This window comes from Bombilactobacillus bombi (genome assembly GCF_013607485.1).
In the GTDB taxonomy this organism is placed as follows: Bacteria; Bacillota; Bacilli; order Lactobacillales; family Lactobacillaceae; genus Bombilactobacillus; species Bombilactobacillus bombi_A.
In genome coordinates, this window is the sequence record NZ_SCHP01000001.1 from 95508 (window position 1) to 110454 (window position 14947).

Genomic DNA, 14947 nt, shown 5'->3' on the forward strand with positions numbered 1-14947 from the left:
AAGTAAAATACAAATTAGTTTTCTTAATAAACATCAAAAAAGATTTTAAATGGGCAGTTTAATTTATTCTTCAAAAGCAGTCAGGAAATAATAATTTTTTTCTGACTGTTTTTGTGTAAGCTTTTCTAAGCATAATTGTTTAGTAACTAGCATTATAGTTCAGATCAGCTATAATAAAAATTAAAGGAGATAAAATTATGGCTCATTTACAAATTATTCAAGGTGATATTACTAAAATCCCAGCAGATGCAGTTGTTAATGCCGCTAACACGCAATTAAGCGGCGGGGGTGGCGTCGATGAAGCTATTCACCAAGTCGCTGGCATGGAAGCACTAAATCAGGCCTGTGCACAGCTGCATGGTTGTGCCACTGGACAAGCTAAAGTTACACCCGCATTTAATTTGCCTGCTAAAATTATTATCCATACACCAGGTCCTATTTGGCAAGGCGGTCAACATCACGAAGCTCAGTTATTAGCGGCTTGTTATAATAATAGCTTACGTCAAGCTAGTGCCCATCACTGCCACAAAGTCTTATTTCCTTCTATTAGTACAGGAGTTTATGGCTATCCCCTAGCTTTAGCGGCACCAATTGCAATTAAGACTATTCAAGCATTCCCGGCTACTATGGAAGTACAAATGGTTTGCTTTGATCAAATAACCTATCAAGCTTATTTGTCAGCCTTAAGAGATTTATCATGATGTCGCTGCCAAATAATATAATAGTTAGTCAAAAAGGCCACCGCAATAACCCCTAAAATCCCTAAAAGCAGTTCTAAAACGGCTGATCCCAAAATTGCATTGTTCAAAATAGTTACAGGTGTATAGTGTAGTTGAATTAACCATAGTCCCAATGTCAAATAACTACCAAAAAAACCAAATAGCAAGGTATTCAGCGCTGTGGCAATATTTTTGCGGCCAATTTCTAAGCCCGCATGTAGTAATTGCTGATCGCTAATTTGGGGCTGATATAAAATAATTTCCCAAACACCCGAACTGATGGCTATACTAGCTTCAGCCACTGCACCTAAAGCACTAAATAACAACACTACGACCTGAATTTGAGGAAAAGAAATTCCTATTGGCAACAAGAACTGTTCAATTTCATCAGTATCTTCAATAGAAAATCCTTGACTAAATGAAAAATGAACTGCCACAAGCGTTATTGCTAACAATCCTAGCAAAACCAACAAGCTGCTGGCTAAAGCACTTTGGCGGATGTGACCATTAGAAGTATTGGGATAAATAGCTAAAAAGACTAAACCTACTGCAAAAAGTATACCAACCACTAAGGGATTAAATTCATCAGCAATCAGCATCATTACTGCCATTAAAGCAAAAAAACTCCCGCCCAAACTGATAAAAATATTTATACCCTTGCGACCAGCGACCAGCACTAATAATATGAATAAAGTCACTGTTAACCAAATCATAGATTTTTACTCCGCAATAAACTAGCTGCTAAAAAAGCGGTCAAAGGTACTGCCAATACTATCCCGATTGCACTAATTACTGTCTGCGTATAACCTAAAGTTAAGGTTCGCGACAAGCTAAATTGCAAGGTATTACCATTGCGCAAATAAAGGATAATAATAGGAATTAATTCTGCCAAAAATAGATAAAACAAAATATTAATTAAAGGACCAATAATTTCACGCCCCACGTGCATCCCTGAAGTAAATAACTGATGTTTAGTAATTTGGGGCTGCTCTTGTAAAAGTTGATACACAGAAGCAGTAATATCAGTTGTTTCATCCATACAAGCACCTAGAACTCCCAAAAGGGTTTCTGCCAAAAAAATCCATTGAAAGGGTTGAATGCCATAATTTAGTGTTTCGTAATGGATACCCTGATTATTACTCAATTGTAAAATTATTGTACTTACAATAACTGCAAAAAAGGTACTCAGCCAAGTAGCACCAACACTGATTAGAGTTTGGCGTGAATAGCCAAAAATTAAAATTAAAGTTAATGGTGTCACTAAAAGAGTTAAAAGAATTGTTAAAAATAAAATATGCTGATTATGCCATTGTGTAGCAATTATTAATAGACCCGCAAAAAGCCCGCAATTTAGCACCGCACTTAAAACCGCCCGCAAGCCATGGATTTTTAGTAAGCCCAATAAACTGATTAAAACAATCCCTAATAGTATCAACAGAATTCCGTCTCTTTTGGGGCTAATAATCGTTAAATGACGAAGAGAATGGTTATTGCTTAAAATAAGGTGGCAGCCCACCCGATATTGATTAGTATTTGCTTGCGATTGATAGTAAGTGTTGTCACGTACCAGATAGCGGTGGCGATATTTGCCTGTAAGTAAGCGCAAAGTAAGTCTTTGCGTTATTTGAGTATCTTGATTATGATATTGATCTTGGACAGTTTGCTGGTGAACAATTTGGACTCGCTCGACGGTAGCCACATTTTGTGACCAATAATTTCTTTGAGATAAACATACGATTAACAACCACAGGCCTGCAGCCACCATAATCCAGCTACTCCTTTTTTTTGGTGCCACAATCTTCACCTCTTTAACAGTAATATTGCCAATTAGTAGCACTTTTAGCGCTGGTTATCTGCACATCAACCTAAAAGTCAATTATAATACAAAAGCACTCTGTTAGAATATACTAACAGAGTGCTGCTGGAATTAATTAAATTTGCTGCTATGATAAAGGGAAGATAAATAATTTCTACGATTATAAGAGAATATAATTAGTGGGTAAAATAATTTTAGTACCAGCCGTGAGTCATCCAAAATTGTTGTGCGCCTTCCCAAGAACCATAACGTGCGGCAACATAGTTGTTGGCAACTCGTTCTTGATTAGCTGGGGAATAGTCACCATGCAAATATGAAGCATCTAATTGATATTTACCATAATAACGACCGTTTTGTGCGGAGTAAGAACCACCAGATTCTCGACTCGCAATCCATTCACGTGCACTCGAATAAATACCAGCAGCGTTGTTAGAATAGTTATCATAACTGATTTGAGATGAAGGCTGAGTTTGATAAGAATTGTTGGCAACCGCTTGTTGAACACTACCAGCAGCCGGTGTATCTTGCACTTGGCTGTTAGTAGCAACTGAAACTTGTCCATCATCTTTGATGAGCAATTTTTGTCCGACATAAATCATATTAATATTTTGAATGTTGTTATCAGCAGCAACTTGATTCACAAGACTTAAATCATTTTTTAATTGCAAAGAAATTCCAGATAAAGTATCACCTGGCTTAACCGTATAAATACTATCTGCTTTAGCAACATTAGAAAACCCGAAGAAAGAAATCATACCTAAAGCTGTTGCAAATGCGACTTGTTTAAATTTCATATAAATAATTACTCTCCTTTAATTTAAAAACACGATAATCACAGAATCATTAACAACGCTCACCAACAGCTCTTATACTAACAGACTAATATTACGGAATTATTTCAATCAAATGATAAATTTTGGGTTATATTACAAGAATATTACAAAAACACGGTTATTTATGATAAGCGGTACCGGCATTAATCATAAAGGCCCGATAAATTTGTTCTGACAAAACCAGCCTCATTAGTTGATGAGGTAAGGTAAAACGTCCAAAAGAAATTGCTTGATTGGAACGCTGGCTAACTTGCGGGCTTAAGCCTAAAGAACCGCCAATGACAAAAACAATTTTACTATGGCCATAAGTTAATAAATCTGCAATTTTAGCCGCAAAAACTTCTGATGTTAATTCTTTTCCTAAAATTTCTAAGGTAAAAACATAGTCCTCGGGGCTAATTTTTTGTAATATACGTTCGCCTTCAATCTTTTTAACCTGTTCCATTTGCGCTGTACTTAAACTTTCAGGGGCCTTTTCATCTGGAACCTCAATAATTTTCAAATCACAATATGGCCGCAAACGCTGCGCATATTCTTGAATACCTTGTTTAAAAAATTTTTTCTTAATTTTTCCTACTGCAATAATTTTTATTTTCATTAATAGTTTTCCACCGTTTCATTGTTGTTCGATTTTTAGTTATTTGCCTATTTATCAAGGGTTTGAAAGGGTTTAACAAATAAATATTTCCACTTATCAACAGGTTTTCCCCAGATAAGTGGAAAACTTTTTTCCACCTAGTGAATCCAGTTATACACATTATAAACAACTTTTTCCACATAAATGTGTATAACTTTTACCATTCATTATATTTTATCATCATAATTTTAAAATAAAATCCGATTATTAAAATCTATCCAACAAAAAAACGTAAAGCCTGCGCCTTACGTTGATTTCGTCAAGAGCTTATTTAGTTTACCTTAGTTAGTTTAACATCTGCTGTTTGTGCTTTACCATTACGGTAGAACTGTAATTTAATCGTATCGCCCAAATTATGACTATAAAGTTGAGTATGCAAGTCAGCCACATTTTTAACTTTCTTATTATCTAAACCTACAATTACATCATATTTACGCAAACCAGCTTGACGAGCTACTGAATTAGCACTCACTGAACCGATTAAAACTCCTTCAGTGACATTATCAGGCAACTTCAGCACACTCCGCTGTTGACTTCTGGAGACTTGATCCAAGTCCACTACCTTAATTCCTAATTGTGGCCGTTGAATTTTACCATTTTGCACAAGCTGGTTAATAATTTTAACTACTTCATTGCTAGGAATTGCAAAACCCATTCCTTCAACCGAAGTGCCATCTGTGCTTGCAGCCAATTTCATCGAATTAATACCAATAACTTGTCCGGCAGCATTTACTAATGGACCACCAGAATTACCAGGGTTAATTGCCGCATCAGTTTGTAATACTGTTGCTTGACCCGTTACTTGACCCGTTTTTTCATCCGTAGTATCAACTGTCCGGTTTTTAGCGGAAATAATACCCTCGGTTACTGAGGTTGCATACTTGCTGCCTAATGGTGAACCAATAGCTATTACTGACTCGCCAGGAGTTACAGCATCTGAATTGCCAAAAGCTGCTGTACTATGGATTTTATCAGCTGAAATTGACAAAACTGCCAGGTCAGTAATTGAATCAGTTCCCACTTTTTTAGCAGCCACCTTAGTACCATCACTTAAAATAACCTCTAGTTTTTCCGAACCGGCTACTACGTGATTATTAGTAACAATATAGGCGTTACCATTTTGCTTACTATAAATTACACCCGAACCTTCACTAGATTCTTGAAGTTTGCTTTTATCGGTCTTAGAAGAATCATCATCCCCATTACCATACAAACTGCCAAATAAGGCACTTAAACTATCATTATTTTCTTGTTGACGCTGATAATTAATTACCGAAACTACCGAACCCTTGACCTTCTTAAAAGCATTTGTCATTTGATTATTAGATTTAACAGTGACATTACTAATCTGCGTGGTTCCCGCTTTACCATTAACCGGAGCACTTTGAGTAGGGTTAGTAGAATTATTGGTATTATTGCCCCAATGGCTAAAGCCATAAAAACCTAAACCAACACCAATAAAGGCCGAAATTAAAGCCACAATGGCGATTTTCCAGAGTCCTAAACTATTTCTCTTCAAACTAACACACCCTCCACTACTGTTATTATTGTTAGAACTAGTTAAATTGTAGCTGAAAGATATTTTTAATTCCAGCTTGTTTATATTGTAGCCAATAAATTTGAAAATTGCATGAAGATTCTTAAATTGTTAGTAACTTTGTTGCCTGCTGGGGGTCGGTGTCATGTAAGGTAAAATCATAATCTACACCTAAATCAGCCGCCATTAAAATTTGCGCTACCGTTTGGTGAGCGAGAGTTTTGTAATTATTCTCAGGGCTTAAATGTCCCAAAAAGACTTGCTGGGTCCGATTACCAATCACATCGATAAGCGCCTGCGCTCCATCATGATTAGACAAATGTCCTTCATCACTAATAATACGTTGTTTCAAAGACCAAGGATAACACCCATCACGCAACATCTGTAAGTCGTGATTGCACTCCATTAAAATTGCATCCGCATTTTGAATTATATATTTCATCCGATCAGATACATAGCCGGTATCAGTTAAATCTACAAACGATTTACCGGCATAATGAATATTATAAAATTGAGGATCGATAGCATCATGAGAAACACTAAAACTTTCAACATCGATACCACCAAGGTTGAAAACCGTATTAGCAGCTAATAGATGCTTTTGTTTAGGCGGTATTTGACCAATTTTAGGGGCCATCGCCTGCCAAGTTTTCTGATTAGCATAAACATCTAAGCCATAACGCCGGGCCAAGACGCCAACGCCTCGAATATGATCGCTATGTTCATGAGTTACTAAAATTGAATCTAATTGAGTAATATCTTGGCCAATACTGGTTAATAAGTTTTTTATTTTTTTACCAGATAAACCAGCATCAATTAATAATTGCTGCTTAGGAGTCTTGATAAATAGACTATTGCCTTGACTGCTGCTGGCTAGAATACTTACTTGCATTACATCATTCATTCACTGTCACCTGTCGCTTTTGATCATCCTTAATAATAGCACCACTAAAGGCGTTAATTTTACTAATTTGCATTGTCTTGGAATCTTTCGTAGTAAAACCAACATACCACATCGGAATATAAATAGTATTACTTTTAACCTTTAATAGTCGGCCGTAGGCTAAAGCTGTCCACTTAATTTGCGAATTGCTGGGAATATCATTATTCGTATATAAGCTATCAACGGCATGTCGTTCACTGATAGTAGCTTGTTTTTCCCGTAAAACTGTAATGTCATCAATATAGCGCTGCTGATAGCTTACCAAACGGTTATCTTCAATTTGAAAGGTAATACGTCCATCAAATTCGTAAAATTGACCAATTTTTCGATCCTCAATATAGACAATGTTACTCTTAGTTGATAATTTCGGTTCATAATGATATTGCTGGCCAAATAAAACATTTTGCTGTTTAGCTAGAAAACGATTAAGTGTTTGTTGGGGGTTTTGCACTGACAATAAAATTGGTGAATCTAAAATACTATTCAGCTGATGCTTTTCTTCATTATAGCTGACACTTTGGTTACGCAGTTTGTCTTGATTAATCCTTAAAACTGGACTATCTTTGCTAGCCAAATAATATCCTTGTTGAGATGAATTACTTAATTTTTTATCAATTGCAATATTGTCTTTATCCATTTCTTTAGTTAAGCTAATATGTCCTGAATTATTAGTGATTACTACGGCATTACGACTTTTTAAATAAGAGGTAAAAAGGAAAATATCTAATGCAATAAATACGGCCAGAAAAATCATTTCAATTTTCTTAAAATCCATAATTACCCCCCCTTAACTAATCCAATCTTCATAAGTTTTCCATTGATCATTAATTTTGACGTAATAAGATGGTGTTAAATCTACTATTTCGTGATTTTGACTGTCATCACTCCATTTATACCCAATGACAATCTTTTGAATATTATGGATATTAAAACCATTATCTTTTAAACCCATGATAATATCCGTAGTGGCTGGTAACCGTACTCGTTTTTGTTCAGCAGGAACTGGTACTTGAAGGATTTTTTTAGAAAAAAATAATGTTTGTCCATTGGTTGAAAAATCAATCTTTACTGAACCAGTTTTACTTTGTTGAAAAATAGGAAAACCTTCGACATAGTTGCGAAAGAGCAGACTTTGATTTTTGCGATCATAACTATATAAGTACAAACCATTTAACGGATTACCAATTTTAACTAATGAGCGATAAGTTTCATCAAATAAATCCGGAACATTTTTTGGCACATTGGTTTTGGAATAATCACTAAATGCAACTTCATCATTTTTATTATTGACTGCTAAAAGTCGATACATCCCACTACGATAGACTGTTTGGTTGTCCACTTTATGAGAAGTAATGTCAGCTCCCTGCTTAGAGTTCAGCAGATTAGAAATATAATTATTATTATTTTGAATAGTAATTAAATAACTTACTGGCTTTAAATTGATAGGCTTCAAATACAGCAACTGCACACCATGAGCATTCACTTGCGTATTCACTGGTACCGAAAAATTATTATCTTGGATTAATTTTTGAATTTGATTGTAATCCAACTTTTGTTCACGAACCCGATAAATCGCAAAATTATGATCATTTAAAAAATAGAGATAATGTCGCTGATTTTTTAAAGTTAATATAATACGCTGTATTTCATAGTCATGACGTTGCTGTAAGTGTTTTTGTGCAGTTAAATGCGCCACAGTATTAATAGTAATAGCGGTTGGATAAACTAACTGCAAAGAATTTTTTTGATGGAGCAATTGTTGATAACGGAGACTGTCGTTAACCGAAATTCGTTCAAAATTACTTAAACGAGCCTTCTTAAACTGGGTAAAAAGTTCACGTACCGTACTATATTTATAATTGTAAATTAGGCGTTGAGTCTTTTGCTGACTGATAATAATCTTAGTTGGTGCAAAAATTTCATTCATCGCCTTAGTGGTCGCCAGGGTGCGACGGTTCACAGTTTGCACCGTTCCTGATTGGACCCCTTGTTGATATTTAGCATTATTTGTCCAAATTAACCAAGATAAAACCAAACTTATAACTATGGCAATAATGAGAAAAAACCTTAGCACAATGTTGCTAAAGCGCTTCATCCCAATCACCCCCAGTTTCATTAGGATCATATGGCAGCGAAATATAAAAAGTTGAGCCATGGTTTTCCATACTATTAACCCAGACGTGTCCTCCTTGTGCTTCCACAACTTCTTTAGAAATAGATAAACCTAAACCAGTACCGCCTTGCTTGCGGGAGCGGGCTTTATCAACTCGATAAAAGCGGGCAAAGACCTTCTTTAAGTCTTTACGGGGAATGCCTAAACCTTGATCACTAATACTCAGAATAATATAACGTTGCGTATCAATTAATCGACACGTAATAGTACCGCCATCTGGCGAATACTTCAGAGCATTATTCATAATATTATCAATAGCCTGCGTCATCTTATCCGGATCAATCTCTACCCAAAGATCTTTTTTAGTAAAAGTCCGCTTGATGGTATATTTTTTAGTATCTTTGCCAGCTGCCGCTGCTTTTTCTTGGTTATTTTTAATTAACATATCAAAGCGATCCAAAATAAAATTAAAAAATTCGTTGAAATTAACTAATTCCACGTTTAATTTGGCAGTTCCCTGATCAAAACGTGATAAATCTAACAACGAATTAACCATCCGAATCATGCGTTCAGTTTCTTCTTGTGTTACTTTTAAAAATTGCGGTGCTAAGTGAGGGTCTTTCCAAGCGCCATCGTTAAGAGTTTCAATATAACTGCGTAAGCTCGTTAAGGGTGTCCGCAATTCGTGCGAAACATTAGAAACAAACTGCCGGCGATCACGGTCAATTTTTTGCTGTTCAGTAACATCATGCAATACACAGATTACACCCGTCACAAAACCAGTATTGCGCTTAATTAAAGAAAAATCCGCCTGTAAAATCAAATTATCGCCATCACTATCCGCTTCAGGCTCAATAATTCGTTCATCTTGATTCGCTAATAAATCATCAAAAGAAGTTGTCGCACTTATTTCTAATAAATCTACCAATTGCATGGTGAAGGCTGTTTTTTGATCAACATTAAGAAACGATTGGGCAGCTTCATTAATAATTGTTACTTTACCATGGCGATCAGTTGCTACAACACCATCGGTCATTTGTGTTAACACACTGTTCAGCCGATTACGTTCAGCATCAGAATTTTCCTGTTCTTCTTCTACTCGAACTGACAGATTATTTACGGCCACTGCTAGTTGTCCCAATTCATCTTCACTATAAACCCGAACTTGACCAGAATAATCACCCTTGGCCATCCTAATTGCCTGTTTGCGCATTTCTGCAATTGGCCGCGTAATTGCGCGCGCAACCACAATTGAAATTAAAGCCCCTAATAAACCGGCAACCAACGAGGCAACAAAGAAAATAAAGACAATGCTATTAATGCTTTTGTATACTTGATCCATATCCGCCCGAATATATACAGCTCCTACAACTGTATTACTATCACCATTCGAACTGATTAAGGGCGTGATCGCCAAGTAATAACTGCCGTCACGGTCATTATGAGATATTTGTGTGGTTTTGCGACCTGAATAAATGACATCTTTAATTTGCGCATTAGTCGTCCTTTGTCCGATAATGTTTTGATTGCTGCTATTTCTGACTGCTACAATCTTACCTTGACTATCAATGACTTCAATATCCGAATTTTGAATATTACTAATGTCATTAATGGTTGAACGTACATTACGTCGTGAATGAGCTGAAGAACTCGCCAGATTATTAGCTAATGATGTTGTCACATAAGAAGGTAATTGCACTTGTGCTTCAAAAGTTTCAATATTCTGTTGTTCCAAACGATGCACAAAATAAGCCCCAATAATTTCAATAGTAATTAATAATAACAGCATAAAAATAGCCGCAATCTTAAACTGGATTGAGCGAAAAAAGCTAATTTTATTATTCACTAATTATTTCCCCAAAATAATCTTTCTTGTATTTATCCTTACTCATTATCTTCTTTATTTGTCTCGGCTTTGAGATAATACCCCACACCCCGACGCGTAATTAAATACTCAGGATGACTAGGATCATTTTCAATTTTTTCCCGCAAACGTCTAACTGTGACATCAACAGTACGTACATCACCAAAATAATCATAGCCCCAGACTGTCTGCAACAAATTTTCTCTGGTCATAACTTGCCCTAAATGCTGAGATAAATAGTGTAAAAGTTCAAATTCACGGTGTGTTAATTCGATTTCTTTACCCTTTTTAGTAACTGTATAGGCATCTGGCAGAATCATCAGCTCACCTACTTGAATATTAGGGTTGGCCTCGTCACTATTGTTATCTAAATTAACCTTTTGACGGCGCAAATTAGCCTTGACGCGAGCTACTAATTCCCGATTAGAAAATGGCTTTGTGACATAATCATCAGCTCCCATTTCTAAACCTAAAACCTTATCTAATTCTGAGTCCTTAGCTGTCAACATAATAATCGGTGTATCTTTGGTCTTACGCACTTGGCGCGCCACTTCCAGACCATCAATTTTCGGTAACATTAAATCTAGAATAATCAAGTCAGGATTCTCTTGTTCGACTTGAGTTAAGGCAGCTTCGCCATCAAAGGCAATGACAGTTTCATAGCCTTCTTTTTCAAGATTATATTTAATGATATCGGTAATTGGCTTTTCATCGTCGACAATCAATATTTTATTTGTCATTAGGTAAATTGCCTCCTTACTTTAGTTTCAGTATACTATTTTCTAGAAGAAATCGAAAAATAAAGTTGCCACATTTTTAAATTTATGCTATTATATTTTTTGTACTTAATTGGGTGGTTAGCTCAGCTGGCAGAGCAACGGACTCTTAATCCGTGGGTCCAGGGTTCGATCCCCTGACCACCCACTAATTGATAGATAAAAGCTGATATATAACTGTAAAAGGTTGATATATCAGCTTTTTTAGTTTTTAACTTTAAAAACTATTTATTTTTATAGTCAAATTTCATGTCCAATAATACTTTATACCGAATCATTGTTCCAACTAGGTATTTATTTCTTCTAAATCTAGTTGACCATGAGATAAATATCTATTTTTTATCCTATTCTAGGCTTTCAAAATAGATTAATCGTAGCAATAAATACACCAATATTCTAATATAAGTGTCTGTTAAGCATTTAACAGAAATTGTTTTACTGTGTCTAAAACGATTAATAATAACATTATGTGGGGATTGTTTTGATGACGTCAACTATCAGTTTTTATTGATTATCTTTGTCATCGCTAATACCTCTTTCATGGCAAATTTTTACCGATAATTACAATCTGAAGAAAATTAAGGACAATTTTGCTCAGCTATTGTCTCGATTAATTTGTTTATCTTTATGGGCTGTGCTAAATTAAAAGTTATTAATATTATTAATCACTTAGAGAGGTCGCTACTGAATTATGAAAAGAAAAATATTTTCAGGATTAATGTTGTTAATTTTATGGTTAGTTTTACTTCCTGTTACTATTGTTCATGCCCAAAAGGTCTACCAAATTGGTACTGATGTCACTTTTCCGCCATTTGAATTTGCCAATAATGATGATAATTATGTTGGCATTGACATTGACATATTAAAAGCTATTGCCAAAGAAGAGGGTTTTAAAGTTCAGATTAAACCTGTAGGCTTTAACGCAGCAGTCCAAGCAGTTGAAGCTGGACAAATGGATGGTATTATTGCGGGGATGAACATTACTCCGGAAAGAAAAGTCAAATTAGACTTTTCCACCCCTTATTATCATTCTGGAGTAGTGATGGCTGTCAGACATAACAGCTCTCTTACCAAACTAAGCCAGCTTAAGGGTCAAAAAGTAGCAATTAAAACAGGCACAGCTGGAGCCGCATATGCCAACAGTATTAAAAGTAAATATGGTTTTAAAACTGTCACTTTTGATGATTCCAATAACATGTATCAAGATGTAGTTACCGGCAATTCAGTAGCTTGCTTTGAAGACCAGCCGGTAATGCAGTATGGAATTCATCACGGAACTCCACTTAAGATAGTTACTGCACCTGCCAATACCGGCGATTATGGTTTTGCCGTTCGTAAGGGCCATAATCAAAAGCTGCTCCAGCAGTTTGATGCCGGTCTGAAAAAGATTAAGGCCAATGGTACTTATGATAAAATTAAAGCCCACTATCTTGGCACTAAACACCACAAAGCTCCAGCTCAGCCCCAAGAAGATCGCAGTTTCTTTGGTTTAATTAAACAAAATCAAGCAGCCCTGCTTAGTGGTTTAGGAGAAACAATTTGGCTGACAGTAGCGGCGATTTTATTTGCCACGATTTTTGGCATTATTATTGGTCTTTTAGGGGTTGTACCCAATAAATTCTGCCAAGGTCTCTCCACTACTATTATTTATATCTTTCGTGGCTTGCCCTTGTTAGTTTTAGCTTTATTCATCTACACGGGTATTCCCAGTTTGACCGGACAAAAAATTCCTGCCTTTCTAGCAGGAATTATTACCTTGACCTTGAATGAAGGTGCTTATATTGCCGCCTTTGTCAAAGGAGGCATTCAAGCGGTAGATCCGGGGCAAATGGAAGCTGCCCGCAGCTTAGGTTTACCGTTTGGCAAGGCCATGCGGCGGGTAATTTTACCGCAGGGTATTAAAATCATGATTCCATCTTTTATCAATCAGTTTATTATTACTTTAAAAGACACTTCTATTTTATCGGTCATTGGACTTCTAGAGCTTACCCAAACGGGTAAAATCATCATTGCCCGTAATCTAGAGGGCTTTAAAATCTGGGCAATTATTGCCTTGATTTATCTTATCATTATTACCCTACTGACTTGGCTATCTAATTGGGTTCAAAGGAGGATGCAGTAATAATTATTTCCCGGGAAATAACTTCTAAAATAAATATTTATAATTTCAACTTATTAGTAGATATTTTTCAAATATCATTATTAGAACTATTAAAGGGTAAAATTCTTCCTGTTCCTACTGATACTAAGACTTGTAACCTGACTATTTTATTGCCATGACAGCTATCAGTTTATCAGTTTAAAAGTTTGTCCTTTTGTCACCTTGTTCTTCCCTGCCTATTTTAGAATAGCTAAATAGAAACAAAAGTTGAAAAGATGAAACCAAAGCTGAGCAAATTCTGAAAACACAATTTTAACTTAATAAATGTTCTTATTATTTTAGGATTATATGCTGGCGGTCCTTTTACTCATAATTAGTATTCTTATAATTAGTTGATTTTGCTTACTCGATTTATGGAATATGGGTATCATATTGAGTTTTGTAAAAATAGTTTACCGTTACTATAAAAAATCCCTCAAGCACTTCAAAGTCTTGGGGGATTTTTATTTTAATTATTTTTGTTTAGCAATAGCTTGAACAGCATTTCTTCCTGACAAGACACAATAACCAGCATGCGTTCCATATCTTGACACCGTAAGTATCACCATGAATTATAAATGCTTTGATGATATACTAGAGAAAAAATTTAGACTAGGGAGATTATTAAATGGATGTTCGAGTCTTAAGATACTTTTTAGCGATTGCACAGGAACATAACATCTCACACGCAGCCCATTTTTTGCATATTTCCCAACCAGCACTTTCACGGCAAATTAGTGATTTAGAAACTGAATTGGGCGTTAAATTATTTGAACGAGGACCACGCAGCATTAAACTAACATCACAGGGACATTATTTACGTGAACGTGCTCAAGAAATTATCTCTTTAGTGGATAAAACCGAATACAATTTACAAGCCAGTCAGTTATCCATTAGTGGAGAATTAGATATTGGTGGTGGGGAAAGCATTGGCATGCAGCGAATCATGGATGTTATTAGTGAAATTATTCAAGACTATCCCAATGTTCAAATTCATTTACACAGCGGTGATGCTGCGGATGTGGAGGCTAAGTTAGATGCTGGCACTTTAGACTTTGGAGTTATTATGGGTTTTAAACCCCTCCAGCAATATAATTCTCTTCGTCTACCTGATAAAAACTATTGGGGAGTAATTTTACCAGCAGCTTCCCCTTTAAAAAATAAAACCGCGATCACACCACAAGATCTCCTTGGCTACCCTTTAGTAATCTCCGAGCAGGCTCAGCAAGCCGATCGTTTTCAAGATTGGTGGCGACCAGTTTTTGAGAAATTACACATAGTTGGCACTTATAATTTAATCTTTAATGCTGCGCTTTTAGTCAAGAATCAAGGCTGTTTAGCCTTAAGCTTTGAACATCTCATAGATTTACGCAATTCCCAATTAGAATTTCGACGTCTAAAACCAACCGTACTTGAGCCAATTACTATTATTTGGAAGCAAAACCAAACGCTCTCAAGTGTGGCCCAATTATTCTTACAGCGTCTAAAAACTAATATTGCTGCACAAGCTTAATTTTCAATAAACTATTGTTAGTTGTAGTTAATTGTGAGAAAATGCTAATGTTATTA

At 35.8% G+C, this 14947-nt stretch carries 13 protein-coding genes and 1 tRNA gene; 4 read left to right on the forward strand and 10 right to left on the reverse strand.

Going from position 1 to position 14947, the window contains the following annotated elements:
* Positions 1 to 197: 197 nt before the first annotated feature.
* Positions 198 to 701: a macro domain-containing protein gene (locus EQ827_RS00410; protein WP_181189015.1), complete on the forward strand. Its 504-nt coding sequence runs from the start codon at positions 198 to 200 to the stop codon at positions 699 to 701.
* On the opposite strand, the gene EQ827_RS00415 is transcribed toward EQ827_RS00410, so the two are convergent.
* The 10 genes from EQ827_RS00415 to yycF all read right to left on the reverse strand — a co-directional run bounded on the left by EQ827_RS00415 (position 671) and on the right by yycF (position 11202).
* Positions 671 to 1432 carry a YibE/F family protein gene (locus EQ827_RS00415; RefSeq protein ID WP_181189016.1) on the reverse strand — a complete coding sequence of 254 codons (762 nt, stop codon included), beginning with the start codon at positions 1430 to 1432 and terminating at the stop codon, positions 671 to 673. The two genes, EQ827_RS00410 and EQ827_RS00415, sit on opposite strands and share 31 nt — an antisense overlap.
* Positions 1429 to 2514: a YibE/F family protein gene (locus tag EQ827_RS00420; RefSeq protein ID WP_181189017.1), complete on the reverse strand. Its 1086-nt coding sequence runs from the start codon at positions 2512 to 2514 to the stop codon at positions 1429 to 1431. Before EQ827_RS00420 ends, EQ827_RS00415 begins: the two co-directional genes overlap by 4 nt.
* A gap of 215 nt (positions 2515 to 2729) precedes the next feature.
* Positions 2730 to 3329: a LysM peptidoglycan-binding domain-containing protein gene (locus tag EQ827_RS00425; protein ID WP_181189018.1), complete on the reverse strand. Its 600-nt coding sequence runs from the start codon at positions 3327 to 3329 to the stop codon at positions 2730 to 2732.
* 157 nt (positions 3330 to 3486) lie between these two features.
* Positions 3487 to 3966 carry a 23S rRNA (pseudouridine(1915)-N(3))-methyltransferase RlmH gene (gene rlmH, locus EQ827_RS00430; protein WP_181189019.1) on the reverse strand — a complete coding sequence of 160 codons (480 nt, stop codon included), beginning with the start codon at positions 3964 to 3966 and terminating at the stop codon, positions 3487 to 3489.
* Positions 3967 to 4276: 310 nt separating this feature from the next.
* A complete protein-coding gene (locus EQ827_RS00435; protein WP_181189020.1) occupies positions 4277 to 5524 on the reverse strand; it encodes a S1C family serine protease in 1248 nt (415 codons plus the stop codon).
* A 121-nt stretch (positions 5525 to 5645) separates the two neighbouring features.
* A complete protein-coding gene (locus tag EQ827_RS00440) occupies positions 5646 to 6446 on the reverse strand; it encodes an MBL fold metallo-hydrolase (RefSeq protein ID WP_181189021.1) in 801 nt (266 codons plus the stop codon).
* Entirely contained in the window at positions 6439 to 7260 is an 822-nt protein-coding gene (locus EQ827_RS00445) for a two-component system regulatory protein YycI (protein WP_181189022.1), read from the reverse strand. The genes EQ827_RS00440 and EQ827_RS00445 overlap by 8 nt, the downstream gene beginning before the upstream one ends.
* Positions 7261 to 7272: 12 nt before the next feature.
* Positions 7273 to 8580 carry a two-component system activity regulator YycH gene (gene yycH / locus EQ827_RS00450; protein ID WP_181189023.1) on the reverse strand — a complete coding sequence of 436 codons (1308 nt, stop codon included), beginning with the start codon at positions 8578 to 8580 and terminating at the stop codon, positions 7273 to 7275.
* Positions 8567 to 10444: a cell wall metabolism sensor histidine kinase WalK gene (walK, locus tag EQ827_RS00455; protein WP_181189024.1), complete on the reverse strand. Its 1878-nt coding sequence runs from the start codon at positions 10442 to 10444 to the stop codon at positions 8567 to 8569. The genes yycH and walK overlap by 14 nt, the downstream gene beginning before the upstream one ends.
* Positions 10445 to 10482: 38 nt before the next feature.
* Positions 10483 to 11202 carry a response regulator YycF gene (gene yycF / locus EQ827_RS00460; protein ID WP_181189025.1) on the reverse strand — a complete coding sequence of 240 codons (720 nt, stop codon included), beginning with the start codon at positions 11200 to 11202 and terminating at the stop codon, positions 10483 to 10485.
* A gap of 111 nt (positions 11203 to 11313) precedes the next feature.
* Here yycF and EQ827_RS00465 point away from each other — a divergent pair.
* From EQ827_RS00465 to EQ827_RS00475, 3 genes are all read left to right on the forward strand, one after another.
* A tRNA-Lys gene (locus EQ827_RS00465) sits at positions 11314 to 11386 on the forward strand.
* 543 nt (positions 11387 to 11929) lie between these two features.
* The gene (locus EQ827_RS00470; RefSeq protein WP_181189026.1) at positions 11930 to 13360 is read left to right on the forward strand and encodes an amino acid ABC transporter substrate-binding protein/permease; all 1431 of its coding nucleotides are present in this window, start codon (positions 11930 to 11932) and stop codon (positions 13358 to 13360) included.
* Positions 13361 to 14006: 646 nt separating this feature from the next.
* Positions 14007 to 14891, forward strand: a complete 885-nt coding sequence (locus tag EQ827_RS00475; RefSeq protein ID WP_181189027.1) for a LysR family transcriptional regulator — start codon at positions 14007 to 14009, stop codon at positions 14889 to 14891.
* The last annotated feature ends 56 nt before the right edge of the window (positions 14892 to 14947 follow it).